Source organism: Lactococcus sp. S-13 (genome assembly GCF_004210295.1).
Taxonomy (GTDB): domain Bacteria; phylum Bacillota; class Bacilli; order Lactobacillales; family Streptococcaceae; genus Lactococcus.
The window spans coordinates 1-24,583 of sequence record NZ_SDAK01000003.1; the positions used below are offsets into that span (position 1 = coordinate 1).

Genomic DNA, 24,583 nt, shown 5'->3' on the forward strand with positions numbered 1-24,583 from the left:
ATATTCATCTTTTGTGATTTTGTGAAAGAGCATTGAGAGCTGAAAATGTTCAGTTTGAGAAAGTGAATTAATACCATCAAAATAAGATGTAAAAATGTTCAATTTATCTTCATGAGGGGCAGTCACATAGTTTGTTGTCCCTAAATCATAGGTTTTAGAGTACTCATTATCTGTAACATGCATTGCCCCGCCTTTCTCTAACTCTAGATACGCTAAAGTATTTTGAGTTGTTGGAGCTTGCTTTGATTTCTTGATGTTTTTATTTTGAACTGTGTTTTTTTTGTTTTTGGCTTGAGGAGTGCTTTTTATTGATTCTTTCTTTTTTGACCGTAGTGACATTTGTTTCCCTTTCCACTTTATAATTTCTTCGATTAGTTGTTAATCTGAACTTTAAGGCTAATAAAAAGAACTGCCATAACGGTAGCCCTTTAAATCTTCCAAACGTCGATATACCAGTTAAAAATACTGAAATGATTGTGAACGTTTGAATTTCAAGAAATGGTAGTTTCAATGAAAAAAGAGCATAGGCTGACAAAGCAATAATGAGTCCAATAATTGAACCTGCAATGATTAGCTTAGTCGTTTTTCCGGTTTTTGCACCATCTTTATAAACACGAATTTCCATTTTATACTCCTACTCCAAATAATCGTTTTGAAACGCTTAGTGTTTGCCAAATCATAACAATATATGAAATTGCATAAACAAGGCTTCCTAGAGCACTTCCCCAGTTATCTTTAAGTTCTGAAAAAGTGCTCAATGAGCCGCTTACATCAATTGTAGGTTGAGCAAAGAAGCTAAATAACCACATTACTGCTACCAATACTACAGTTTGAAATGCATATGCAAAAGCATATTTTAAATAATTCTTTCCGATGGAATCAAATTCACGAGAGGCAAAGCTTACCAATGGAATTGGTGAGAGTAATGCCATAAGATAGAGTTGGAAAAATCGAAGGTAGATGATAACTGAAACTGAAATGACAGCTACAATTTGAGCAATCAAACAGAGAAGATACATCAAAACACCAGTGATTGCTGTATTGATTAACTTTCCGGGGTTCGTTAACATTCCAAAGATCTCCCCCAGAGCAGAGAGCGGGTTATCCGGTAGTTTAATTTTGGGGATAAAGCTATTTATAAGAGCGTCAGTTATTGAGCCAGACTGGTTAAATAGATTAATTGCCCCAGTAGAAATCATTGTGATAAACACAAAAATAGAAACACCTGCAGTTGCGACAGCCATTGCAACAAGCCAACGCATAAATGCCATTGATATATCTTTGAATTGAACGTTATCGCCTGCTTGACTTTTTGGAACAACTACATTTATAACTTCCATCATGAAAAAGAAAAGAGAAATATAAAAAGCCACTGGTAAGATGACTTGAGTTGACATTTTAACTACCCATGAAAAAGCACTAGGGTTGTAGTTCGTAATGTTTTGAGTAAAATTAGAGAACATATATTTTCTCCTTTCTTTACGCTCCTGGAGGAGCAGTTATTGCTGCGGCAATCGCAAAACCAATCCCCACTAAAACAACCCCTCCTACAAGTGTAAAAATTGGTGAGCGACGAGCTGCAGGACCATCATCCCAGCTCAAGAAAAGCCACCCTAAACCAAGAAGTGCAACAATTATTCCTGCCGTACCAAAGCCCCACTTAATATTGCTTTGCATTGTTTTGACCGCACTTGTTGTCGTTACATCAGCTAATGCTGTCATTTTATATCCCACTGTAGTTGTTACTGCAGCAAGACTAAAGTTTGTTTTTGCAGCAATTTTTTTTAATTTTTTGTTCATTTAAATTCTCCATTTATTATTGATTAAGCGACTTCGCTTAAATTTGCTTCCAAACACTCCATTGTGTCAGGATTTTTGGCTATGTTATCATCAATTTCAGCTTTATCATCAACATAGCGTACCGCTTCGTACCAACGGGGGTCGTTTTTTGATTTCGCCCACTCTTTGGCACGAGGGTGTTTTTTTGAATTATATTTTCTTACTTTAACAATTGGGACATCCCCAGTTATTTTTATCAGTGCATCTAGTCGATTCGAACGTTCAATCTCATCAATCATATAGACATCCCGACCTAAACTGTCAGTATTTTGTGAACCACCCCCATGACCGCCAAATTGTTTTCCTTCACTTTTCTTACCAATGGTTTGTTTTCCAGATAGTTCCGCAAACTTCTCTTTGGTTAGTTTTGTTGTTGCCCCTGTCATATAAATAAGTGAATCACAAGCCCCCAATATTTCTTCCCATGTATCTTTATAAACTCTTTTTAACTGATCGAAATTTTGTGCTGTAAATTCAAAGCTCATTCCACGACCCCGCAAGACCGCAATTGCTTTTAAAATATTAGGAATTGCTCCAATACTTGGGAATTCTTCTAAGATTAAACGGATTGGAACTGGCAAAGCACCTCCATAATTATTGTCCGCCACTTCTTCTGTTATTTGGAATAGCAACGTGAAGACCATATTTGAGAGGAAATTATAGGTATCTGATAAATCTGACAACCCAATATAAAGCACTTGTTTACGAGTTCCCATTTTGTCCAGCTCTAAGGTATCTCTACTGGTCATTTCACGTAAACGTGGTAAGGTAAACATTCTAAAGCGAGCAGTAGGCATTGAAACAACCGATGCTCGTGTTTCTCCTTTGTAATTCTTGAAAGAATGGAAATCAAGAACTGCAGGACAATCTGATCCAAAATACTCTTCAAAATCTTCAAACATCAGTTCAACTGCACTAGGAACTTCTGGATTCTTACGTTCAAGGTTACGAATTAAATCTCCAATATCCGCAAGTGTCGGAAGTTCTCCACTCCCTTCAATTCCTTCATAGCCTTTGTAGTTGTAGTACAGGAATGAGAATAAAGAAGATAGTAATAATTTTTCAGAATTATCCCAGAAAGGTTCTCCTCTTTTTTCATTTTCTCCATCTGTTGCTTTGATAAGAAGATTAATCATATCTTGCAATGTTTCCTCACTATTGATGTAAACAAAAGGATTGAATTGATCAGTATTCAAAAAGTTAATCAAATTCAATATTTTTACTTGATACCCATTTTCTTTCATCATCAATCCTGTTTTATGATAAATTTCAAGTTTAGGGTCAGTAATCACATAAGATGCATTCATTTGTGATAAATTAGGAATATTGTAACTGGTTGTTTTCCAAGCTCCAGTCCCACCAACAACAAACACGTTTTTTGCACGTTGATATTTTGGATTTTTATAGTTATTTTTCACCCACATATAAGCTTTCCAACCCAAAATAATATTTTGGTCAAAATTTTCTTTTTTGGGAGCAGCAAAAGGTTCTAAATCTTTGAGCGTTCCTTCTTTTGAAGAACCAAATTCTTCTCGATGTCGGTAAGTTCTTGTATCACGAGAGGCAATCACAAGAACAATGACGCCTATGAAAAATGCACAGGCCAGAAGTGGCTCTGATCTAAAACTAAAAGCAAGAGGGTGTGCTTTTAGTTCAGGAAGCAGTCGAGCTTGAAAGTTTGGGAGTTTATTTTCATACAAACCACCACTTGTAGTGATAAAGATTTCAGTTACTCGATTCACTAAGAATAAAAGAACGAGTCCAATCAAACTTGAAAGCACATATCTTCTGATAAACTTCATCGTGAAAGCCCCCTTCCAATATCTTGACCCAATTCTTTTGTTTTATTTGCTGTTTTCTCAGCTATTTCCAATAGTTTAGATTCTTTTGCTTTGGCTTTTCTCATTGCTTCTTTCATGGTCGGTCTCGCTTTACGAATCTTTTCAGGATGTTTTTCCAAATCCAAAAAAGCCGCTTTAAGTGCAGCTTTTTGTTCTGATAATTTAGAAGTATCCAATAAGAAGTACATCTTAGTTGAGCCATCTGCCTGCGTTTTAAAGGCAACAGACAAATTGTAATCACTCATGAAAGTTTTTAATTTTTCAACACTTACTTCAGCGTCTAAAGGAAGAGCCTTGATAAATGGTTTTCCTTTAAATTTTGTCGGAAGACCATATTCGTCACTCCCTAACCGTTCTTGATTCTCATAATTTTGATAGACACGGCTTTTATCTTTGAAAAACTCATCATGGTTGACATCATCATAAGGTGTCCAGCCCAACTTGTTTTCAGGAGAAGTTTTTTGGCGTTGCTCATTTTTCCAATTTTCTTCAAAGCCATCTTGGGCGGTTTTTTGAGGCTCCTCTTTATTTAAAGTATCTTCAATTGATTTTTCAAGCGCCCTTTGTATTTTTGACCTGTCTTTTGTAAAAAACACAATCTCTTGAGAATCATCAAGATTTGACTGTCTAATACAATATTGGAGTCTTTCAGCATTGAGATATTCTTTTAATTTATCTAAATTAGTATTAGGGTCAAGTGTATGGTAGCTGAGATCTCGACCAGAATCTAACATGAAATCATAATCTTTTTCTCCAGGGGTTCTCAGATTTTCACGAAAAGCTTTATTTTCTTCACGTTCAGCCTTTTGTTCTTCTTTTTCAAGGCGTCGCTCTTTTTCTTGAACCTTATTATGATAAAAGCGGAGCGCAGTACTCACACCACGAATCGCATCTTGTTTAATCTCTTTAACCGAACGGTTAAATTCTGCCTGTTCTTCCAAATTTACCTCCTCGGCTACTTATCTTTTTTAGCTTTCAGACGCTGAATTTCTTGGATTAACTCATAGTTCTCAGCAATGACTTGATTAAAGTTAGCTGCCAACTTGTGATGTTCTTTCTGCAGTTGTTTGTATAACAACCCATTTTTAAACAGTTTAAAAATTTTTGTCAGCGTTGATAAGAACTGATTTTTGCTTACCTCCTGCTCATTCGGAGGTTTTTCCTTTCCTTCTAACTGATGTATTTTTTTTAAGAGCGCATTATATTGCAAAATCAATTCTGCTTCTTCATCAATGAGGTCATTGTAGCTACTTCCATTTTGAAGAACTGTAAATCCATCAGGCTGTTTTAATTTAGGTAATTGATTCTCATTAAAAAGATTCAAGTTATTCCTCCTTTAATCTACTAGGGACATGTATTATTATTCTTCAAAAAAACTGTCATATTCATCTTGAGTCAAGATACGCTTAATTTTTCCAGAAGTATTTCCTTGATATACTTCGTTTTTGACATAAATATAAACGTCTTTTCCTGTAAGAAAATCAACCGTTTCTTGGTTGTAATCCCAGTCAATTTCTTCTGGAATATCAAAACCATTATGTTTAATTGAAGTCAGAACAAACATTAATTGTTCTACGCCAAATTCATCTCCAAATACAATATTGAAAAAGCCGCTTTCGCCGTCCTCTCCAACAATACGGAGGACTATCATTTCAACTTTACTGTCCTTCGAGTGACTTAATTTTGCACGAGCAATTTTTGCTTCATGTGGTCCTTCAGCAAAGTCCACGTATTCTGTAGTACGTTGTTCTGTTTTTTCTTGAAATTTTGCCATTTGATTTTTTCTCCTTATAATTAATAAATTTTATAAGATTTCACCTAATAAAATTTCGTGAAATCGCCATTCGGTTATTTTTTAACTTTTTACAGTTTTTCATTAATCTTTCATTTGATTTAACATTAACCTAGACATTCTAGGCTGCTCTCTGCTATTATTCATGATGTTAACCTATTATTTCTATTTATCTAATTTTTCTTCAACTATTAATACATGAAAAATACTTCCAAATAATAGAAAATAACAGGCTGTTGGCACCATTGATTTTCCAAAGCTAAAGCATATTACTGATATCAATAAGGTAATGAGAAATAAAACTCTGTATATATTTATCTTCATTTTTTCCTTTCTATAAAAAATACTGAAGAATTCCTCAGCATTTATTATTTATTTACGAATCTTACGAACAGTCTTACGATAAGTAGATACTATCCAGTTCCGTTTAAGATATGCAGCAAGGCCAAGTAATGCAGCGCCAAAGATTGAAACAGCCAAAGCAGCTTTACCTTCACCAGTAGTAGGTAAAACTTTTTCTATTAGATTTTCACCTGGAACTTTTAACTTATTGACACGTGTTTCAGTTTGCATTGAAAGTTGTTTACCATTTGCATTAATAACAATTTGACGAGCAACATTTACAATATCTTTATCAGCTGCTGCATCTGATTTGACTGTTGCTGGGACAACAATTTTATATTGCTGACCAAGTGGCAATTTTGAAGTATCAACAACTTTTACTTCTTTTGCACCTTCTGTCCCTTTTGAAACCTCAACTCCATTTTTATCGACAAAAATAGATTTGAAGATATTCATATTTATTGTTAAGGTTTTACCGTTCAATTTATTTTCAAAACCACCTTTAACAACTTCTTTTCCTGAAGCATCATAGGCCTTTATATTAGACACGTCAACGTCAAGCATTGATGTGTCAATAGTATCTTCCATTCCCATCGTTGTAAGAAGTGACGTTTGGTCATAAGGGGTTGTATCCAGAGTTAGAACATAGAAAAGTTTTTGACCTCGCTTAACGGTTTGAGTGTTCAAATTAAAATCTTGATTGTTATCTGCCTTATCTACATAGGGATTTTTTGCAGTCGCATTGACAATTTCTTGATAACTTTCGTCAGATTCTACTGCTTGATTTTTACTCGAATCCCCAATTAGTTTAAAGTTACTAGAAATATCTTTGTCATCATTACGCATAGAGTCATCTTTAATTCCAGCAGTTGCACTATTAGTTTCGTCTTTGTGAGGTTGTGGCTTATTTACATGAACAGTTTCTTTAGAGTCTTTAGGGTTATTATTTTGGTTCTGTTGCAAAGTTTGAAATTTTAAAATAACGTTTCTGCCCCGTGTTCCTCTTAAGCTGTTATTCCCATTAAAATTTTTATTTCAGTAGAGACCGAAAAGCCGAAGAGCGTTCCATTTCTTCGGTTCTTTTTGTATATTCCTCGAATGGTCTCCATGCCCTTAATCGTGGTTGAGGCAGTCCGGAGACTTCGATAAAATTTATTGCGACGTTTGACTGGTCTATGATCTTGCTCAATTAAGTTATTGAGATATTTCACGGTTCGATGCTCTGTTTTGGTGTATAACCCATTTCTCTGTAACTTTCTAAATGCAGAGCCAATAGAGGGTGCTTTATCAGTTACGATGACTCTAGGTTGTCCAAACTGTTTATGGAGCCTTTTTAAGAAAGCATACGCCGCCTGCGTGTCTCGTTTCTTTCGTAACCAGATATCTAAGGTTAAACCGTCCGCATCAATTGCTCGATAGAGATAATGCCAACGACCTTTGATTTTAATATAGGTTTCATCCATTTTCCACGAATAGAAGGACTGTCTATTTTTCTTTTTCCAGAGATGATAGAGCACTTTACTGTATTCTTGAACCCAACGATAAATCGTAGTGTGACAAACATTTATTCCACGGTCATAAAGCAATTCCTGAACTTCACGATAGCTCAGATTGTAACGGAGGTAGTAACCTACTGCGACAATAATCACATCTTTTTGGAATTGTTTGCCCTTAAAATGATTCATTTGGAACCCCTCGCTCTCTTTTCCCTTCCATTTTATAATAAATCTAGAAAACTTGGAAACTTCGCAACAGAACCAAAATTTGAATAGGGGGATAATAAAAATGACAATAAATTTTAGTACAATTAAGGATATTGATATTAAGCAATTAGAAAATTTATATAACGATGTTGGTTGGTTTGCGTATACTCAAGATTTGAAAGTATTAAAACAAGCTGTATTACAATCGTTAGATGTTATAGCTGCTTGGGATAATGATAAGTTAGTAGGACTTATTAGAGTTGTTGGAGACGGATTAACGATTATGTATATACAAGATATACTTATTTTGAATGCTTATCAGAATAAGGGTATTGCAAGTGAATTATTGCAACAAATGTTAATTAAATATAATAATGTTCGACAAAAAGTTCTTTTAACTGAAGAAGCATCTGATGTTAGACATTTTTATGAAAAGAATGGATTTGAATCCTGTGACCAGGGGTCGTTAGTTGCGTTTGCTAAAATGAACTGAATTATAATTTTGAGAGTGGCATATGCCACTCTCTTTTTTGGTTTTACTGAACGAAAAAATGATAAATTTTTAAGTGAATTATCGCCCACTTTTTGGACTAATGTCAAATTGGACCACTATCAAATAATTAGACATAAAATGAGCTATATTTTTTCAATATTTGAGTGTTCAGAAAATGGTCATTTTCTGGACACTCTTCTTTTGTTATAAAAAGTCTCAAAATCATTTACATTTATTGTCCATTAACCCGTAATTTATTCTATGTTCATTTATATATATTTTTTTAAGTTATGATACAATAAATTAGAACAAAGGAGAATAAAATGAATATCGGATATGCACGAGTTTCAACTGGACTTCAAAATTTGGATTTACAAAAAGATAGTCTTAAAAAATATGATTGTGAGAAAATATTTACTGACCATATGTCAGGAAGTAAAAAAGAGCGACCTGGTTTAAAATCTGCCATCGAATTTTCTCGTTCTGGAGATACAATTGTTGTTTGGCGGTTAGATCGATTAGGAAGAAATATGGAGGACTTAATTAGCATAGTTAATTCACTTAATGATAAAGGAGTAAGCTTCCATAGCTTGCAAGAAAATATCACAATGGATAAATCAAGTTCGACTGGACAATTGATGTTTCATTTGTTTGCGGCTTTTGCGGAATTTGAGCGAAATCTTATTTTGGAGCGTTCTGCCGCTGGTAGAGAAGCTGCACGTGCAAGAGGACGACTTGGAGGAAGACCTGAGAAATTTTCGGAGCAAGACGTAAAGCTTCTTAAAACCTTGGTAGAAAGTGGTACGCCGATTAAGTCGATTGCGGATTCTTGGGGAGTGTCAAGAACAACGATTTATAGATATATTAATAAGTTTTAGAATAAACTAAAAAACCAGCTCACAACTATTAAGGTGCAAGCTGGTTTAATTTTTTTACTTTGGTATACTTAGTAACTCATACTAATTTTACAATCTTCGATAAGATATTAACTGATATTTCTAACAAAAGATTTCAAGCGTTCCTTTTTGTTATGTAAATCTAACGCTGTTTGATTTTCCCAATTTTCTGCAATTATATATTGAGTACTGTCTTGGACAACTACCTGAACCAACTTTGCAATAGGTTGCTTTCAGTGAATCTTGGGCGAAACGAATATGAATTCTCTCCAAGGTCAATAAGTTAAGCAAGATACAAAAAGCTTATCATTATGATAAACTTTTTACGTTTTCAGTTTAAGTATTGCATATTTTCAACTCGTTTTTCCGACCATTTGTGGCATACTTTTAACAATTCTACTTTTTGTTCTTCATTCAATTGCTCGAAGTAAGCTCGTGGGTCATTGGGGACATGATTGGGGTAACTCCCATCAGATATCCCGGTGGAAGTTGGAAGTATTGGGACAAAACTAAAGCAATTTTATTAGCAATAGCTTTTCCTAAAGTTTTCATAATTCCTCCTCTATCAATAATATAACAAGCATAATTATAACCCTTTTGAGAGAAGTTGAAAAGTTTGAGCTAAAAATTCGATAAATTCTTTTTCAGTCATTATCATTATTCATTGTCCTTTTCGTTTAGATTGCTTAGCCTCTGATATTTTATGCGAATGATGATAGCCTTTTATTAAATCAATCGGAAAATTGCCTGTGACTAGTCTAGTCGTTTTTTTAGTCACAGCGTTCTGATTATGCCCTCTTAAACCTATAATGATTGATTGTGCTTGTTTTCTTGTCATCGTTGTAAGGGTGCCAGTAAATACAAAATATTCATTCTCTAGCATTAAACCACCTCTGCTGTTTTTCTGAATGGACTCGATGCTCAACTTATTTGACCTTCTAGGAATCCAATTATATCAGAAAATAAATATAAACCTTTGAAGTATACTCTGGTATCCTAACCGTGCTAGCAATAACTCTTTTTATAATATATCAAAAAGTGGAAAAAGCACTCATAACTTTGTGATTATAGGTGCTTTTTCTAAATTATTTGACTCAATTTCAATATATCATTAATATAAATTCAATGATTACCAAATTTTAAGACGATTTTCTGGTGCACGATACATCTTATCTGTTTCTTTAACATCAAAAGTATCGTAAAATTCTTCGAGATTTGTTGGAGGAATATTGGCACGAAGTTTAGCGGGTGCATGAAAATCCATTGACAAAAGCATTTGTTGGAATTCTTTACTTGCTTTCATGCGCCAAATCTTAGCCCACTGACTAAAGAAAGCTTTCAAATCAACGTCTTTCTCATCTTTAGCTGCTGTCAGTGCCGCTGTAATTCCTCCTTGGTCAGCAATATTTTCTGACACAATGAGTTTTCCGTTTGCTGGACCAGCTTCAGTTTCCACACCGTCAAAGAGTGCAATCATTTCTTTTTGCTTTTCTTCAAAAGCTTCATAATCTTCATCTAACCACCATTTGTTCAAATTTCCTTCTTTATCGAATTGGGCACCGTTGTTATCAAAAGCATGAGAAATTTCATGAGCAATGACTGCGCCAATTCCACCGTAATTTTGTGATGAAGATTGTTCAAGAGAGTAAAAAGGAGCTTGCAAAATTGCTGCTGGAAAAACAATTGTATTACTATCAGGACTATAATAAGCATTGACCATATGAGCAGGCATATGCCAGCTTGTTTTATCAACATCTTCTGAGAATTTTTCAAAAGTTCGAGCAGTCAAAATTTCATCGAATTTAAGTGCATCTTCATAGAGAGAGCCAGAAGTTGTTTTTAAACGACTATAAATTTCAGGCAATTTATCTGGGAAACCAATGAAAGGAGTAATAGCATCCAATTTTTCAATGGCTTTTTCAGCTGTTTCTTGACTGAGCCACTCATTTTTAGACAAACGCGCTTGGTAAACTTTAATCATTGCAGTGACCATCCGTTTGACATCGGCCTTAGCAGCTTCACCAAAATATTTTATACCATAGAATAAACCAATCACTTGACTAAAATAAGACTCAGTCAAATCAAGTTGATGTTTTTCTTGACTTCTTGCTTCTTGAACATTTGAAAGGAAACGTCCATAAGCTCCACCAAGAATTCTAAGGTCTTCATTGAAGAAAGAAGTAGCGCCACGTGCAATTTTAGTCAGCATCCAAGCTTTAATGAGTGACCAATTTTCTTCATTGATAAGTGAATCAAATGATTCATAAAAACGATCTTCGTAAACAATGACTTTATCAGGTTCAGTTTTTACTAAATCTTTAATTAAAGATTTTAAATCAAGGTTTTTAACTTTACTGACAAAGCTGTCAGTAGAAATTGGATGATAAAGTTCAGCATATTTTGCCCACTCTTCAGAAGTATTTGCTGACGGAACTAAAAGAGCATCGAATTTAAGGGCAGACTTTGCAATCTCTTCTGCATTTTCAACATCAAATGTCTTTAAAATTTCGATTGTATTTTTAGCCCAAAAATCAAGTAATTCTTTTTTTCTAGGGTGTTCATCATTATAATAAGTGGTATCAGGTAAAATCAAGCCCGGGCCAGAGAATCCAAGAGAATAGTGAATAGCATCTTTCATATCAGGTTCAACACTAAAAGAAAACGGAAGAGGTGCCTGTGAATGGAAAACGAGTTGAGTCAAATTATTTTTAAAATCTTCAAAAGTCTTTAAAGTTTCAACTTTAGCAAGTTCATTTTTTACGGCAGAAAAATCCGCTTTTTCTCTTGCTTGCCAATCTCCTGCTTTATTATAAAATTTGATTGCTTCAAGCAATTCTGGATTATCAGTAGGTAGGTTTTGTGATAACTCAGCTAAATCTTTAGCCAAATTTTTCTCATTTTTTAGTACTAATTCATCAAAAGCTGAAATTCTTGGTTTGTCAGCAGGAATTTCTGCATTTTCTAACCATTCAGCATTAACAGTAGCGAATAAATCATCTTGAATCCTTGTCATATCAAACTCCTTTTTTAATAAAAGAAGCTCAAATCATAAATTTGAACTTCTTTGACTTTAGAATTGCAAAAACTAAAGTGAGGGTATTTTTACAAAAAACTTGTAAACAAAAGTTAAGTAAAACTATTTGGTGGCTAACTTATCAGAAGAAACACCAATTTCTGACCAAGTATTCATTGCACCATAGTCAAGCGTCATCCCAACTACCCGTTTGTTAACCGGCGTATAACTTAACGAGAAGTTTGTTGGAACAACATAAGCTTTTTTATTCATATCTTCTTGATATTTAACGAAAGCTGCTTTACGATAAGTTGGATCTTCAGACTTGGCAGAATCAATATCATTTAAATCCTTAGTGATTTCTGAATCATTAAAGTGACCAAAGTTATAAGGTGCTGCTGCTGAGAACAAATCTTGTTGCGAAGGTTCTGATGACAATGACCAAGCACCGTCAGTAATATCCCAGTCATTTGCACCTGGAGGAGTCGTCATATGATCAACCCAAGAATTAAATTCCATTAATTTACCATTGTAAAGACTCACTTTTACCCCAATTTTCTTCCATTGTTGGATGTAGTTTTGGGCAATGGTTTCGGAGTTTGCATCACCTACACGAGCCGCATAAACAAGCGATAATTCTTTTCCATCTTTTTCACGGTAGCCTGTAGATTTATTCAATTTCCATCCGTCTTCATCCAAAAGTTTATTCGCTTTATCAAGATCTTGTTTTTCATATCCTTTGACTGATGGACTCGTAAATTGCTTAAAGATTGGCGGAATCAAACTATTTGCAGGAGTTGAAAGTCCGTTTGAGAACTTATTATCCACTTCTGCGACATTTCGAGCATAACCAATGGCTTGACGAACATTTTGATCCTGCAAAGGCGTTTTACGATCTTGGACATTAATCGAATTTTTAGCATCATAGTGTCCCAAGTTATAGTACATTAAGGAAATATAAAGCGCTTGTTGACCTAAAACCTTGTATCCCTTTAAGTTTTTTACTTGTTTATATTGACTATTAGCCATCGACTTGATAATGTCGTATTTATGTGCAGAAAGGGCTGCGACTGATTTTGCTGTTGATACAATTTCATAAGTAATTGAATTTAGTTTTGGTTTTTTACCCCAATAGTAAGGATTTGGCACATATTTAATAGATTCACCAGCAACCACATTTTCCGGTTTAAAAGGCCCTGTAACTAATGGTTTCGTTGTCGTTTTTGGACTAGAAGCCAAATCTTTAGGGGCAACATCTTTCAAATATTGGTAAGGAGCGACACTTTCAAGGAAGTAACCATTTCCTGATTGTGTCATCCCTGGTTTCATTTCTTTAAATTGAACCTTGATGACTTTTCCGTTTTCACCATCAGGGAAAGTAATTCCTGAGATTGTTTTAGCTTTCCCCGCATGATAATCACTCAAGCCAACAATATTCGCTAGAGAATCAGTCCAACGGTCGGACCCATAAGCAGGATTAGCAATCGTTTCATAGGTAAATTCATAATCTTTAGCCGTTACTTCTGAACCATCAGACCATTTCAAATCTTTACGAAAGGTAATCGTTGCCGTTTTAGCTTTTTGGTCAAGGCTGATATTTGCAGGTCCTCCATCAATAAATTTAAAGGCGCTGTTAGTAAAGAAGAGAGCATCTTGACCGCCTCCAGGACCAGACATTGTACTAAAAGTGGCATCATCAGAAAGTCCGGCTAACCATTCAGCTTTCATCGGAGAATCGCTTTGATAAGCGACTTTTAAATTTCCACCTTTGATTGCCTTGTCTGGATTTTGATAAGCAACGTCAAAGTTCCCCGCTTTTAATTTTTTTGTACTTGTACTTGAGCTTTGGTTAGATCCACAAGCACTTAGGAGTGCAGCTGCTAAAACTACACTACTTGCCAATAAAGTTACTTTGAATTTGTTCATCTTAGTTTCTCCAATAATTTCTTTTTATTTCTTACTTCAATATAATATTTAATTTATCATATCCATTTCTAATAGATAAACATTTTTATCACTCTTGAATGTTGTTTATCTTGTAGCTTGTCTTTGGTCAGCCACTCGTCTTAGTGCATTTCCGATAAAGATAATAGCAAGCACCACAATTAGGATGACCACTGTTGCTGGAACCCAAGTCCAAGGCTTATCAGTCATTGTTTCTGGATTAGTCGCTTCATTTATCATTGTTCCCAAAGATGGTGTCCCCGCTGGAAGTCCAAAACCTAAGAAAGAAAGTCCTGTTTCTAAACCAATGTTTCCAGCAAAAACAAGCGTTGCTTCAGCAATGACTAAGGTGGACAAGTTGGGCCATATTTCCCGAAACATAATTTTAAAATCAGAAGTTCCCGAAGTTTTTGATGCTCGAACATAATCTCGATTGACTTCCGTCATTGTTCTTGCCCGAATTAAACGCGTTGTCCCTATCCAACTAAAGATACTGATAATCCCAATCAAAGACCAAGAATTAAAACGTGGGATGATAGTTACAAAAACAATAATGATCATCATTGATGGTAAAATCATAACAAAATCAGTGAAACGCATGAAGATTAAATCAAATCTCCCACCAAAGTAGCCCGTAATTACCCCTAAGATATTTCCTACAACTAAAGTAATAAGTGTAACTGCAAAAGCGATATTGAAAGAGTTTCGTGCAGAAATCATTAACATCATGATGATATCTCGACCACCATTATCAGTTCCCAGTAAATGTCCATTTGTCAGTGGTGCAAGATACTGGTCCATAATATTAACATCAACATAATTTGATTGTTTTAAAAACATCGAGTAAATATAAACGATTAGAAAGACAGCAACTAGGAAAAGTGCTGAAGTCAGTGCTAATTTGTCATTCTTTAGTTCTTCTTTGATTGAGTGAACTAATGATAAAGAATTTTTGTGTTTTTTTTCTGTCATTTTCACTCCTTATTGAATCCGAATTCGTGGGTCAACCATTGCCATGATAATATCCGACAGGAGGGCTCCAAGAAGTCCCAAAAAACCATTTAATAAAATCAAAGCCGTAATCATTGAATAATCTCGCCCAGTGATTGAAGTAATAAAAAGTTGTCCTAAGCCAGGATAGCCAAAAATTGTTTCAGCAAAGATTGCTCCTCCCAAGAGTCCAGTAATCACAAATCCAAAATTAGAAGCGATTGGTAATGAGGCATTTCTCAAAATATGACGTCTAAAAATCACTTTTTCCTTAACCCCTTTGGCTCGAGCCGTTCGTACATAATCTTGTGTTTGTTCATCTAAAATTCCAGAGCGGAAGTAAGTAAAGATTCCAACTGTTCCAAAGACCGCCAAACTAAAAGCCGGAAGAATCATGTGATAAATCTTACTAAAGAAAACAGGAATGATTCCCATCGCATTTGGACTTACCGTCCCACCTGTCGGAAACCAATTAAGACTATAACCAAAGATAAAGATAATCAAGAGATAGAATACGTAAGGTGGAATACCAAAAGTAATTGAATTATAGGTCAACCACAATTGGTCTTGCCATTTTCCTTCATTTCGAGCTGCAACTATCGACATCGGAATAGCAAATAAGTAAGTTAAAATAACTGACAAAAGTGACATCCAAAAAGTATTAATCGCTCTATGTCCAATGACAGTCATCACAGGCTCTTTGAGATTATAGGACATTCCTAAATTCCCATGTATGGCATTCCCTAACCACCTGAGATACTGCTCCCACCAAGGGTCATATAAACCTGCTGCCCGTCTTAATGCTTCAACTTCATGTGGGTCGGTATGAGGACCAATCAACCCTGAAAAAGGATCACCAGGCATCAATTTAGCAAAGAAGAAAACAAGAATACTCAAGATAAATAATTGAGGAATCATCAATAAAATACGTCTAATAATTACTTTCCACATTTTCCCCTCCTTTTGGCAAAGCAGCCCAATGACTTTCACTTAATTTTTTTAAGGGCAAAGCGTGTCCATCTTTATCATAAAAGTTTGCTTTTTTATCCTCAAAGTCTTGTTCAACTTTTAGACGGTTTTTCCGATTTTCCGCTCTTCTTGTAACATCAATCGAAGGGATAGCAGATAAAAGTCGTTTAGTATAAATGTGCTGTGGCTCATCAAAAATATCTCTTCGTGTTCCTTTTTCGACAATTCGACCGTTGTGCATGACTGCGATATTATCAGTCATATGGCGGACAACCCCTAAATCATGAGAAATAAAAAGAAATGCAATTCCCAAGTCCTTTTGAATGAGCTTCATGAAATTCAAAACCTGAGCTTGAACAGATAAGTCTAATGCTGAAACTGGTTCATCTGCCACAATTAACTTAGGATTAGTAGCAACTGCCCGTGCGATTCCAATTCTTTGTTGTTGACCTCCAGAAAATTGGAAAGGATACTGCTCTAAAGCTTGTTTAGGTAGTCCAACAATATCCAATAATTCATGAATCCGTTTATTTTCTGTATTAGCATCTAATTTTTCAAAATTTCGAATAGGCTCCGCGATGATATCGTAAATTGTTTTCCGGGGATTCAAACTAGAAAAAGCATCTTGAAAAATCATTTGAACATCTTTATTGTATTTGAGTTGATTCCTTACCCTTTTCTTGCTGACATCTTGTCCTTTATAAATCAATTGTCCTGATGTCATTTGTTCTAAACCAACAATTGTTTTGCCAATCGTTGATTTTCCAGAGCCAGATTCACCAACTAAACCGACAGTTTCTCCTTCATGAATCGTTAAATCTACTCCATCAACGGCTAAAACATTATCTGTCACTCGATTAAAGAAACCAGATCGAATAGGATAATAAACTTTTAAGTCCTTTAAATTAAGAATTTCGCTCACTTTTCACCCCCTTTCAATTTTTGATCTGGAAATTCAAATTTTTCCCAAGCCTGACCTCGAACAAAATGATTTGGAGAAATTTCAGTCATTTTTTCCGAAATTACTTTTTGAGCTTCTTCTTTCATCCAAGGTACTCGAGCTAGAAATAAATCTTTGTCATACTCAATTTCTGACAGAGAAGGCACGGACCCTGGAATCACATATAAATCATCCGAAACTGTTTCGGCAGATGGATTTGAACGCAAAAGTGACCGGGTGTAGGGATGTTTGGGATTTTGAAAAAGCTCTTCAACAGAAGCTTTTTCGACGAGTTGTCCGGCATACATCACCGCCACTGTATCAGCAACTTCAGCAACAACTCCTAAATCATGAGTAATTAGAATAACCCCAGCATTCTTCTTCTTTTGTACTTCTAAAATCAAGTCTAAAATCTGAGCTTGAATAGTAACGTCTAAAGCAGTCGTTGGCTCATCAGCAATAATCAAATTTGGGTCATTGGCAATGGCTATTGCAATCATTACTCTTTGTCTCATCCCGCCTGAAAGTTGGTGAGGAAATTGATTAACGACTCTTTTAGGGTTTAGAATTCCTACTTGTTCTAAAAGTTGAAAGATTCTACTTTCATACTGATTTTCTGGATAAACATCATGCACGGCCAACATTTCCTTGATTTGCTGCCCAATTTTCATCAATGGATTAAGCGCAGTGAGTGGATTTTGAAAAATCATTCCAACTTTACTTCCTCGAATACTTGCCATGGAGTCACCCGTTTTACCAATCACTTCTTCCTCATCCAATAAAATGGAGCCTGTAATTTGAGTTTGATTTGGGTTGTGTAATCCCATAACAGCAGTTGCCAAAGTTGATTTCCCAGAACCTGATTCCCCAACAATGGCTAAAACTTCACCACGTCTAAGACTTAAATCAATATCATAAATTGCTTTTTGAAATTTACCAGCAATCCGAAAGGCAACACTCACTTGTTTTGCTTCCAAAATATTTTCACTTTCCATATTTACCTCAATGAAATCTTTCTAAATAGACTTAATAAAAGTATACTGCTTTTTCTGTATATTTGCAAAAAATTATCATTTTGGATATCTTCATGAATTTTCTGAACATTACGAGAAGTGAAGGTAAAACAACAGTTTTGGAGTAAATAATAAAAGCAGTAATCATACTAAAAACTGCTGACGTTAAGTCAATTTTCAGACGGAAAAACATATACCGACCCTGATGGCTTTGAATTTGAACTTCCCCTGTGGGCAACAAATAAAAGTGCCGCTAAAAAATATTTCAAACAAGAAGGCTGGCACTATTATAAAAAGTCAGCCTTTTGTAAGGACTCCTTTGAAAAAATAAATAGTGGATACTTCGTCATTGACCGCTTCAATCAGTTTTATCGTCATGACCTGATTTGCGATACTCCAGACCCTCGTTTCTTGATGACCTTAGACCAGGCACGACCATTTACTTCAGCAACTTATAATGATGAACTCGTTCGCTTTAAAAAGGCATTCCCTATTATGTGTCAAATCCTGAGAGGAGAATGGAGAGTTGATGTTGTGGGACATTATAAATCCGGTTCTGTTGCAAAGTTTTAAATAAAGAATAAAATCCCTTACAGTATCTATGATTTAAGCTGGGATTCCCAATAATACCTTGATTTCAGTACAGACCGAAAACCCGAAGAGAGTGCCTTCTTTTCGGGTTTTCTTATATAATCCTCGGATGGCTTCCATGCCTTTAATCGTGGGTGAGGCAGTGCGTAAACTTCGATAGAATTTATTGCGTCTCTTTACTGGACGATGGTCTTGTTCAATCAAATTATTCAGGTATTTAATGGTACGATGTTCTGTCCCTTGATAAAAGCCGTATTCTTTTAGTTTCTTAAAGGCACTTGTAATAGAGGGGGCTTTATCTGTGACTACAACCTTCGGTTCATCAAACTGCTTCACTAACCGCTTAAGAAAAGCATAGGCTGCTTGTGTGTCCCGTTTTTTACGTAACCAAATATCCAAGGTTAAACCATCTGCATCGGTGGCTCGATACAAATAATGCCATTTTCCTTTAATTTTGATGTACGTTTCATCCATTTTCCATGAATAAAAGGATTTTTTATTTTTCTTTTTCCAAATTTGATAGAGTAGTTTGCCATATTCTTGCACCCAACGATAAATCGTCGTATGAGAAACGTTAATGCCACGATCATATAAGATTTCTTGAACTTCACGATAGCTAAGGTTATAACGAAGATAGTAGCCCACGGCTACAATAATCACATCCTGCTGAAATTGCTTTCCTTTAAAATGATTCATCGTCATTCCTCCTGCTATCTTTTTCTATTATTCTACCTTATTTGATAGTAGATTTAAAACTTTGCAACAGAACCGTTTGAAGAGTCAACAAGTTGCCCAAATCGTTCATGAAATTTGGCAAAGAACGGCAGAAAATCATTCCACTCAACTTATCTTTTCTGATATAGGGACGCCAAAAGGAACGAGGAAAGTAACCGAAGATAATTTATCTGCAGATGACTTCGATTATAAATTTAGTGTCTATTCCGATATACGTCAAAGGCTTGAAAATCTTGGTGTTCCAAGTCATGAGATAGCCTTTATTCACGACTACCCGACAGATAAGCAACGTGCCTCTCTTTTTGATAGAGTTCGCAAAGGAGAAATTAGAGTCCTTTTTGCCTCAACTCAAAAAGGAGGAACAGGTGTAAATATTCAAGATCGTTTAGTAGCTGTTCATCACGTTGATGCACCTTGGAAACCAAGTGATATTGAACAACGAAATGGACGTATTATTCGACAAGGGAATCTTAATCCTATTGTTGAGATTCATCACTACGTAACAACAGGAACGTTTGATACTTTCATGTGGCAAATTCAAGAACAAAAATTGACCTATATCAATCAAATTAGAACCCGTAAAAGTAAGAGTCGTACCGTGGATGACTTAGATGAGCTTGTCCTTAATGCGAGCGAAATTAAGGCAATTGCAACAAAAAATCCATTCATCAGAGAGAAAATGGACTTAGAAAATAAATTGGTTAAACTTTCAATTCTAAGAAACAACTTTTACTCTAGTAAGAATGCGGATAGACTAGAAATTCAACGTTTAGAAAGTAATTTACCTGGAATTGAGCGTTACTATGAAAAAGCCTTAATAGACAGCTCAGTTGCTAGTGAGTTTCATAGTATGGATGCTGATAACTTCAGTTTAAAGCTTGATGGATATTTCTTTACTGACAAAGCTAAAGCAGGAGACTATATTTCGCAGAAAGCCTATCATGCTTCAGAAACGATTACTTTAGGGGAATATGGAGGTTTTGAACTCTTAGTTAAACCAAACGTCAATACTGATATTATGGCTGAACCAACAATTTATCTTGTCGGACAAAATTCATATTCTACCAAAGTTAACCCTTCAAGTGGTTCAGGGACAATGATTCGGATTGATAATTTGCTTAAACGAACAATTGTTAATGCTACTAAAAATCAAGGAGAACAAATCGAAGGGATGAAAGTTCAAATTAAACAGCTAAAAGCAAAAGAAAATCTTATCTTTGAAAAAGAAGAAGAATTTCAGCAAATCACTCATGACTTGTCAGTTATCAATACAAATATTGAATTAGGAAAAACAGCTGAAAAAGCAGAAACTCCGATGATTCCAACCTCAAAACTTCCACAAATTAATATTGACAATGAATTAGAAATGGAATAACTCATACCAATTTTAAAGAGTTATGACATACTAAAAGAAAAATAAACGACAAAGGAGAATTACTTATGGCATATGGAGATTACTGGAAAGCAGTTTCCCCAACAGATTATGATTTGATTCAAGAATGGATAATCAATCATGATGCAGAAGATGGAGTGGATACAGAAGCGATTGATGTCGCATTTCTCTTATTTGGAGATAAATATGGAGAGGATATTAAACTTGTCGAGCATCATGAAGTAGAGGTGCTGAGAGATGGGGAAACAGGCGAGGAATACTACTTAGATGAGTCAAGAAAACCAGTTTATGGCAATTGGGGAGTAGAAACTTTTGAAAGTTATCGTTACTTAGATACCGACTTTACTGATTCAACCATTGAATATATCCCTGTCGCAAATGAATCTATTATCTCAATTGCAAATGACTTAGCCCAAAACTCTTGGCGTTTTGCGTTTGACTTGAAACCCAAAGAAGGTGTTGAAACACTTGAAGAATATCAAGAACAATTAGATGAATGCGGTTACTAGCAACTATAAAATAATAATAAAAAGCCTCGTAAGTCTTTGGCTTACGAGGCTTTTTTTGCTATAATAATGAGGTAGAGTTTATGAACGGTAGCCTGATTGGAGGTGGTGCTTATGGTTTTTTCGTGAGCAGACCTCACAAAACATGAAAGGCAAAAATTTTTTGACTGTATTTCAGGCATTGAGTCTCATGATTGCTTTTGCGACCTTGATGGTTCTTGTTACAAATACGAAGAACAAAAAATGACCGTTCTGCTTAGCGGGCATTGAAGGTCATTTAGATTAAAATGTGTGCTACCGTTCTTAAAACGGCTACATTAGGACTTGTTTCGAGCAAGTCCTTTTTCTTTAGTCTTATTATATCATATATTTGTCTATAATTGAAGATGGAATGTCTTTTTATCTTATTATTTTCTCTAGCATTGTCACTTTTATGTCTGTAAGATAATTGATAAAATATACTTATCAGATAACTGGTAAAGAGATAGGGGAAAAATAATGAAAAATACATTCACAGATACTGAAATAGCCAATGAAGCAATTAAGGGGTATAAAATTGACTTGGGTGATAAAAATGCTATTAAACAACGTATCGCAAAAAAAATAAGACGATTCGTGAATGAGAAATATGGAATAGGTACAAAAATTAACGAGTCAATTATAAATGACATGATATTCTTTACCCAACATTGAATAATTGGCATACACAAAAAAGAGCTCATAACTTAACTGTTATGAGTTTCTTCTGTTTTGTTTTTTAGAGCTGCTCTAAATTATAAATAAAAATAGATTGAATTAGTTTTTTAAAGTGGTATAATATAGTTGAGACTAGATATAGAAAGTGAGGTTGAAAAATGTTATTAGCAGATAATGTTTTTGAAAAAAATACGCAGGTTAATTTTAAAACGAATGATGAATTGTTGAGGGCTGCCAAGCAAATTTTTGCGAAAAAAAATTTGGATATTACTTCAACCTTTAATTTGTTTTTACAAAATGTGGTCGCAAAAGAAGAGCTTCCGTTTGAAACAGAAGCAGAAATTCGTCGTACAGAATTGATTGAACATCTCCAGAAGGATATTCAGCAAAGTATTAGAAATTACGAAATGGGATTAGGTGTTTCAGAGCAAGAAGCGAGGGAACGTTTTGGACTTTGACTATCAAATTGAATATGACCCAACAGTGTTGGACAGGATTTCAGACATTGAAAATTATATTTCCAATGTTCTTTTTTCTCCAGTTGCTGCAAGAAATCGAGTGGAAACTATTTTTGATGATATTGCTCAACTTAAGAAGATGCCAGCATCTTATCCAAGTGCAGACAAAAAAATCGGTGTCCAAATTTCAAAAACCCATGAAACGAAATTTAAATTGATTGTTGGCGGAAAATACCTGGTATTTTTCTTTGTCGATGAAAATATAATTTATATTTCGCATTTGTTGCCTACTGAAACAGATTATATGAGCTTGTTTGAATGAAAAAGACCAGAAGGAATTTTATTTTAGATTTCGTTGCATAGTTTAAAAACTGAAAAAATCTATTTGAAAGAGATAATTTGATAAAAATAATTTCTAAATTTTTTAAGGTTATAAAGGGTAAAAACAACAGTGGCAGCGATTCCGGAAAATGGTGACTGGGAGAATGCTTATGATAAATACGACGGTTTTGGCTTATCTATTGGTATGAATAAATACAAGGCAGAAGCTCAAGAACTTTTAGGGCAATGACAGTCATAAAAAATCTCCTTAAATTTAGGTTACTAGATTTAAGGAGATTTTTTATATTTTTCTTTTTTAGGAAGTATCCAGCAGACACCTTTTATTGAATCTGAAACCACTAAAATCAGATATCGTATTTTCCAGTATGTAAATTTTGGATCGTTTCACCACCTGGTAATGGGGGAAGCCCAAGGCTATCTTCGCGGCTAAAAGCTTCAAATAGTCCAGGAGTTAGTTGAGAGTATTCAATTGTTTGAGGACTAATTTTATGGATAATCGACTCTCCTTTTCCTTCAATAATTTTTTTAGTAAAGTTAGGATCAAGTAGTGTCCCACGAGCTACCGCAATAAGATCAGCATAATTTTCGACAGCATCAGCCGCACTTTCTTCCCCAAAGACCTCGCCAACGATTAAAAGTTTCGTTTCATCATCTAAAATTTGTTTAAATAATTGTGAATAAGACTTTTCATTATTTTTAGGTTTCGAGTTATACCCTGCCCCTAATGAAAGATGGATGTAGTCAAGTTCATATTTAATCACTTCAGAAATGAGGGAGATTGCATCTTTATAATCATATCCAACCTCTTCCCCGTGAAGCTCTTCAGGAGAGATACGGTAACCAACAATAAAGCCTTTAGGAGCATATTCATCAATAATCGTTTTAACTTCTTTAACTACAGCTAAAGGAAATGCCATTCGTTTATCAAGTGATCCGCCCCATTTATCTGTACGAAGATTAGAAAGTTTTGAGAAAAATTGTTGGATTAAATAATGATTTGCGCCATGAATTTCGACACCATCAAACCCAGCGTCAATTGCTCTTTTTGTGGCTTTACCGAAATCGAGAATAATATCGTCAATCTCTGCTAGTGTGAGTTCACGAACAGGATAATCTAAGAAAGCAAACTCAATAGCACTGGGAGCCACCACATCTAATCCATTAACGTGACGTCCTACAGCAGCTCGCCCAGCGTGATGAATTTGAAGGATTGCTTTATTTCCATCTTTTTTTAGAGCCTGTGCGGTTTTTCGAAGCCCTTCAAGATGAGCGTCAGAATAAACCCCTAATTGTTCAGGATATCCTGGGACATAAGCAGGCCGGTTCTGTTGCAAAGTTCCCCATAACTCCTGATTTATTGTAAAATGTAAGAAAACGAGAGTGAGGGTAGACAGATGGATCATTTCAAAGGGAAACAATTTCAAAAAGATGTGATTATTGTCGCTGTTGGTTACTACCTGCGTTACAATCTGAGCTATCGTGAAGTTCAAGAACTACTGTATGATCGTGGAATAAATGTTTGTCACACTACGATTTATCGCTGGGTTCAAGAGTACAGTAAAGTCCTCTATCATCTTTGGAAGAAGAAAAATAGACAGTCCTTCTATTCGTGGAAAATGGATGAAACCTATATCAAAATTAAAGGACGTTGGCATTATCTCTATCGTGCAATTGATTCTGATGGATTAACTTTAGACATTTGGTTACGAAAGAAACGGGATACTCAGGCGGCTTATGCTTTCTTAAAACGGCTCCATAAACAATTTGGACAACCTAGAGTGATTGTAACCGATAAAGCACCATCGATTAGCTCTGCATTCAGAAAGCTACAGATTAACGGTTTATATACCAAGACAGAACATCGGACAGTTAAGTATCTCAATAATTTAATTGAGCAGGACCATCGTCCAATTAAGCGCCGTAATAAATTTTATCGAAGTTTACGAACTGCCTCAACCACGATTAAGGGCATGGAGACTATTCGAGGAATATACAAAAAGAACCGAAGAAACGGAACGCTCTTCGGATTTTCGGTGTCGACTGAAATTAAAGTTCTGATGGGGATCCCAGCATAGTCAAAATGTTAA

28 protein-coding genes and 1 pseudogene are annotated in these 24,583 nt (G+C 35.2%); 9 read left to right on the forward strand and 20 right to left on the reverse strand.

The window, feature by feature from the left end; all coding sequences use genetic code 11:
• The 10 genes from EQJ87_RS11120 to EQJ87_RS11165 all read right to left on the reverse strand — a co-directional run.
• Positions 1-183, reverse strand: a 183-nt coding sequence (locus tag EQJ87_RS11120) for a hypothetical protein (RefSeq protein WP_130124707.1), incomplete at its 3' end; no start/stop codon positions are given.
• A 76-nt stretch (positions 184-259) separates the two neighbouring features.
• Positions 260-625: a hypothetical protein gene (locus EQJ87_RS11125; RefSeq protein WP_081199661.1), complete on the reverse strand. Its 366-nt coding sequence runs from the start codon at positions 623-625 to the stop codon at positions 260-262.
• Between the two features lies 1 nt (position 626).
• Positions 627-1,463 (reverse strand): type IV secretion system protein, encoded by an 837-nt coding sequence (locus tag EQJ87_RS11130; RefSeq protein ID WP_081199663.1) that lies wholly within the window; start codon positions 1,461-1,463, stop codon positions 627-629.
• Positions 1,464-1,479: 16 nt separating this feature from the next.
• Entirely contained in the window at positions 1,480-1,800 is a 321-nt protein-coding gene (locus tag EQJ87_RS11135) for a hypothetical protein (protein WP_081199665.1), read from the reverse strand.
• A 23-nt stretch (positions 1,801-1,823) separates the two neighbouring features.
• The gene (locus EQJ87_RS11140) at positions 1,824-3,641 is read right to left on the reverse strand and encodes a VirD4-like conjugal transfer protein, CD1115 family (RefSeq protein WP_130124708.1); all 1,818 of its coding nucleotides are present in this window, start codon (positions 3,639-3,641) and stop codon (positions 1,824-1,826) included.
• Positions 3,638-4,621: a hypothetical protein gene (locus EQJ87_RS11145; protein ID WP_081199669.1), complete on the reverse strand. Its 984-nt coding sequence runs from the start codon at positions 4,619-4,621 to the stop codon at positions 3,638-3,640. The genes EQJ87_RS11140 and EQJ87_RS11145 overlap by 4 nt, the downstream gene beginning before the upstream one ends.
• 14 nt (positions 4,622-4,635) lie before the next feature.
• The gene (locus tag EQJ87_RS11150) at positions 4,636-5,004 is read right to left on the reverse strand and encodes a hypothetical protein (protein ID WP_130124709.1); all 369 of its coding nucleotides are present in this window, start codon (positions 5,002-5,004) and stop codon (positions 4,636-4,638) included.
• Between the two features lie 36 nt (positions 5,005-5,040).
• Positions 5,041-5,454 (reverse strand): hypothetical protein, encoded by a 414-nt coding sequence (locus EQJ87_RS11155; RefSeq protein ID WP_058225444.1) that lies wholly within the window; start codon positions 5,452-5,454, stop codon positions 5,041-5,043.
• Positions 5,455-5,844: 390 nt separating this feature from the next.
• The gene (locus EQJ87_RS11160; protein WP_130124710.1) at positions 5,845-6,777 is read right to left on the reverse strand and encodes an SspB-related isopeptide-forming adhesin; all 933 of its coding nucleotides are present in this window, start codon (positions 6,775-6,777) and stop codon (positions 5,845-5,847) included.
• 41 nt (positions 6,778-6,818) lie between these two features.
• Complete coding sequence (locus tag EQJ87_RS11165; RefSeq protein ID WP_130122782.1) at positions 6,819-7,499, reverse strand: IS6 family transposase; 681 nt, start codon at positions 7,497-7,499, stop codon at positions 6,819-6,821.
• A 100-nt stretch (positions 7,500-7,599) separates the two neighbouring features.
• Between EQJ87_RS11165 and EQJ87_RS11170 the strand changes: the two genes are divergently transcribed.
• Complete coding sequence (locus EQJ87_RS11170) at positions 7,600-8,010, forward strand: GNAT family N-acetyltransferase (protein ID WP_017865380.1); 411 nt, start codon at positions 7,600-7,602, stop codon at positions 8,008-8,010.
• Positions 8,011-8,333: 323 nt separating this feature from the next.
• Positions 8,334-8,888, forward strand: coding sequence for a recombinase family protein (locus EQJ87_RS11175; RefSeq protein WP_011915215.1), 555 nt, complete (start codon positions 8,334-8,336; stop codon positions 8,886-8,888).
• A gap of 432 nt (positions 8,889-9,320) precedes the next feature.
• On the opposite strand, the gene EQJ87_RS11615 is transcribed toward EQJ87_RS11175, so the two are convergent.
• From EQJ87_RS11615 to EQJ87_RS11215, 9 genes and pseudogenes are all read right to left on the reverse strand, one after another.
• Positions 9,321-9,458, reverse strand: coding sequence for a hypothetical protein (locus EQJ87_RS11615; protein ID WP_190289098.1), 138 nt, complete (start codon positions 9,456-9,458; stop codon positions 9,321-9,323).
• A 34-nt stretch (positions 9,459-9,492) separates the two neighbouring features.
• A pseudogene (locus EQJ87_RS11180) lies at positions 9,493-9,789 on the reverse strand (BRCT domain-containing protein).
• A 246-nt stretch (positions 9,790-10,035) separates the two neighbouring features.
• Positions 10,036-11,919: an endopeptidase PepO gene (gene pepO / locus EQJ87_RS11185; protein WP_130124711.1), complete on the reverse strand. Its 1,884-nt coding sequence runs from the start codon at positions 11,917-11,919 to the stop codon at positions 10,036-10,038.
• Between the two features lie 123 nt (positions 11,920-12,042).
• A complete protein-coding gene (locus EQJ87_RS11190; protein WP_130124712.1) occupies positions 12,043-13,845 on the reverse strand; it encodes an oligopeptide ABC transporter substrate-binding protein in 1,803 nt (600 codons plus the stop codon).
• Between the two features lie 105 nt (positions 13,846-13,950).
• A complete protein-coding gene (oppC, locus tag EQJ87_RS11195) occupies positions 13,951-14,835 on the reverse strand; it encodes a murein tripeptide/oligopeptide ABC transporter permease OppC (RefSeq protein WP_130124713.1) in 885 nt (294 codons plus the stop codon).
• Positions 14,836-14,844: 9 nt separating this feature from the next.
• Complete coding sequence (oppB, locus tag EQJ87_RS11200; protein WP_130124714.1) at positions 14,845-15,804, reverse strand: murein tripeptide/oligopeptide ABC transporter permease OppB; 960 nt, start codon at positions 15,802-15,804, stop codon at positions 14,845-14,847.
• Positions 15,785-16,744: a murein tripeptide/oligopeptide ABC transporter ATP-binding protein OppF gene (gene oppF / locus EQJ87_RS11205; protein WP_130124715.1), complete on the reverse strand. Its 960-nt coding sequence runs from the start codon at positions 16,742-16,744 to the stop codon at positions 15,785-15,787. Before oppF ends, oppB begins: the two co-directional genes overlap by 20 nt.
• Positions 16,741-17,757 carry a murein tripeptide/oligopeptide ABC transporter ATP-binding protein OppD gene (gene oppD / locus EQJ87_RS11210; RefSeq protein WP_130124716.1) on the reverse strand — a complete coding sequence of 339 codons (1,017 nt, stop codon included), beginning with the start codon at positions 17,755-17,757 and terminating at the stop codon, positions 16,741-16,743. Before oppD ends, oppF begins: the two co-directional genes overlap by 4 nt.
• Before the next feature lie 624 nt (positions 17,758-18,381).
• Positions 18,382-19,062: an IS6-like element IS1216 family transposase gene (locus tag EQJ87_RS11215; RefSeq protein ID WP_190289100.1), complete on the reverse strand. Its 681-nt coding sequence runs from the start codon at positions 19,060-19,062 to the stop codon at positions 18,382-18,384.
• A 76-nt stretch (positions 19,063-19,138) separates the two neighbouring features.
• On the opposite strand from EQJ87_RS11215, the gene EQJ87_RS11220 reads away from it, so the two are divergent.
• The 6 genes from EQJ87_RS11220 (at position 19,139) to EQJ87_RS11240 (ending at position 22,476) form a co-directional block, all read left to right on the forward strand.
• Entirely contained in the window at positions 19,139-20,476 is a 1,338-nt protein-coding gene (locus tag EQJ87_RS11220; protein ID WP_190289101.1) for a helicase-related protein, read from the forward strand.
• 65 nt (positions 20,477-20,541) lie between these two features.
• On the forward strand, positions 20,542-21,003 hold the full coding sequence (locus tag EQJ87_RS11225; RefSeq protein ID WP_130124719.1) for a hypothetical protein: 462 nt from the start codon (positions 20,542-20,544) through the stop codon (positions 21,001-21,003).
• 187 nt (positions 21,004-21,190) lie between these two features.
• A complete protein-coding gene (locus EQJ87_RS11855; protein WP_458351485.1) occupies positions 21,191-21,247 on the forward strand; it encodes a hypothetical protein in 57 nt (18 codons plus the stop codon).
• 251 nt (positions 21,248-21,498) lie between these two features.
• Entirely contained in the window at positions 21,499-21,693 is a 195-nt protein-coding gene (locus tag EQJ87_RS11230) for a hypothetical protein (RefSeq protein ID WP_130124720.1), read from the forward strand.
• A 161-nt stretch (positions 21,694-21,854) separates the two neighbouring features.
• Positions 21,855-22,154: a type II toxin-antitoxin system RelB/ParD family antitoxin gene (gene relB / locus EQJ87_RS11235; protein WP_130124721.1), complete on the forward strand. Its 300-nt coding sequence runs from the start codon at positions 21,855-21,857 to the stop codon at positions 22,152-22,154.
• Positions 22,144-22,476, forward strand: a complete 333-nt coding sequence (locus EQJ87_RS11240; protein ID WP_190289102.1) for a type II toxin-antitoxin system RelE/ParE family toxin — start codon at positions 22,144-22,146, stop codon at positions 22,474-22,476. Before relB ends, EQJ87_RS11240 begins: the two co-directional genes overlap by 11 nt.
• 364 nt (positions 22,477-22,840) lie before the next feature.
• Here the strand turns inward: EQJ87_RS11240 and EQJ87_RS11245 are convergent, their stop codons facing one another.
• The gene (locus tag EQJ87_RS11245) at positions 22,841-23,899 is read right to left on the reverse strand and encodes an oxidoreductase (protein ID WP_223804554.1); all 1,059 of its coding nucleotides are present in this window, start codon (positions 23,897-23,899) and stop codon (positions 22,841-22,843) included.
• Between EQJ87_RS11245 and EQJ87_RS11250 the strand changes: the two genes are divergently transcribed.
• Positions 23,891-24,571 (forward strand): IS6 family transposase, encoded by a 681-nt coding sequence (locus EQJ87_RS11250; protein ID WP_130124723.1) that lies wholly within the window; start codon positions 23,891-23,893, stop codon positions 24,569-24,571. The genes EQJ87_RS11245 and EQJ87_RS11250 overlap by 9 nt on opposite strands.
• Positions 24,572-24,583 lie beyond the last annotated feature (12 nt).

What these genes read in the sequence shown, in the direction of transcription:
- EQJ87_RS11230 (WP_130124720.1), top strand. Translation starts at nt 21,499, where the DNA reads ATGAAAAATACATTCACAGATACTGAAATAGCCAATGAAGCAATTAAG.
- EQJ87_RS11225 (WP_130124719.1), top strand. Translation starts at nt 20,542, where the DNA reads ATGGCATATGGAGATTACTGGAAAGCAGTTTCCCCAACAGATTATGAT.
- EQJ87_RS11165 (WP_130122782.1), bottom strand. Translation starts at nt 7,499, where the DNA reads ATGAATCATTTTAAGGGCAAACAATTCCAAAAAGATGTGATTATTGTC.
- EQJ87_RS11245 (WP_223804554.1), bottom strand. Translation starts at nt 23,899, where the DNA reads ATGATCCATCTGTCTACCCTCACTCTCGTTTTCTTACATTTTACAATA.
- EQJ87_RS11130 (WP_081199663.1), bottom strand. Translation starts at nt 1,463, where the DNA reads ATGTTCTCTAATTTTACTCAAAACATTACGAACTACAACCCTAGTGCT.
- EQJ87_RS11190 (WP_130124712.1), bottom strand. Translation starts at nt 13,845, where the DNA reads ATGAACAAATTCAAAGTAACTTTATTGGCAAGTAGTGTAGTTTTAGCA.
- EQJ87_RS11155 (WP_058225444.1), bottom strand. Translation starts at nt 5,454, where the DNA reads ATGGCAAAATTTCAAGAAAAAACAGAACAACGTACTACAGAATACGTG.
- oppB (WP_130124714.1), bottom strand. Translation starts at nt 15,804, where the DNA reads ATGTGGAAAGTAATTATTAGACGTATTTTATTGATGATTCCTCAATTA.
- EQJ87_RS11215 (WP_190289100.1), bottom strand. Translation starts at nt 19,062, where the DNA reads ATGAATCATTTTAAAGGAAAGCAATTTCAGCAGGATGTGATTATTGTA.
- pepO (WP_130124711.1), bottom strand. Translation starts at nt 11,919, where the DNA reads ATGACAAGGATTCAAGATGATTTATTCGCTACTGTTAATGCTGAATGG.
- EQJ87_RS11125 (WP_081199661.1), bottom strand. Translation starts at nt 625, where the DNA reads ATGGAAATTCGTGTTTATAAAGATGGTGCAAAAACCGGAAAAACGACT.
- EQJ87_RS11170 (WP_017865380.1), top strand. Translation starts at nt 7,600, where the DNA reads ATGACAATAAATTTTAGTACAATTAAGGATATTGATATTAAGCAATTA.
- relB (WP_130124721.1), top strand. Translation starts at nt 21,855, where the DNA reads ATGTTATTAGCAGATAATGTTTTTGAAAAAAATACGCAGGTTAATTTT.
- oppD (WP_130124716.1), bottom strand. Translation starts at nt 17,757, where the DNA reads ATGGAAAGTGAAAATATTTTGGAAGCAAAACAAGTGAGTGTTGCCTTT.
- EQJ87_RS11250 (WP_130124723.1), top strand. Translation starts at nt 23,891, where the DNA reads ATGGATCATTTCAAAGGGAAACAATTTCAAAAAGATGTGATTATTGTC.
- EQJ87_RS11615 (WP_190289098.1), bottom strand. Translation starts at nt 9,458, where the DNA reads ATGAAAACTTTAGGAAAAGCTATTGCTAATAAAATTGCTTTAGTTTTG.
- EQJ87_RS11135 (WP_081199665.1), bottom strand. Translation starts at nt 1,800, where the DNA reads ATGAACAAAAAATTAAAAAAAATTGCTGCAAAAACAAACTTTAGTCTT.
- oppC (WP_130124713.1), bottom strand. Translation starts at nt 14,835, where the DNA reads ATGACAGAAAAAAAACACAAAAATTCTTTATCATTAGTTCACTCAATC.
- EQJ87_RS11175 (WP_011915215.1), top strand. Translation starts at nt 8,334, where the DNA reads ATGAATATCGGATATGCACGAGTTTCAACTGGACTTCAAAATTTGGAT.
- EQJ87_RS11140 (WP_130124708.1), bottom strand. Translation starts at nt 3,641, where the DNA reads ATGAAGTTTATCAGAAGATATGTGCTTTCAAGTTTGATTGGACTCGTT.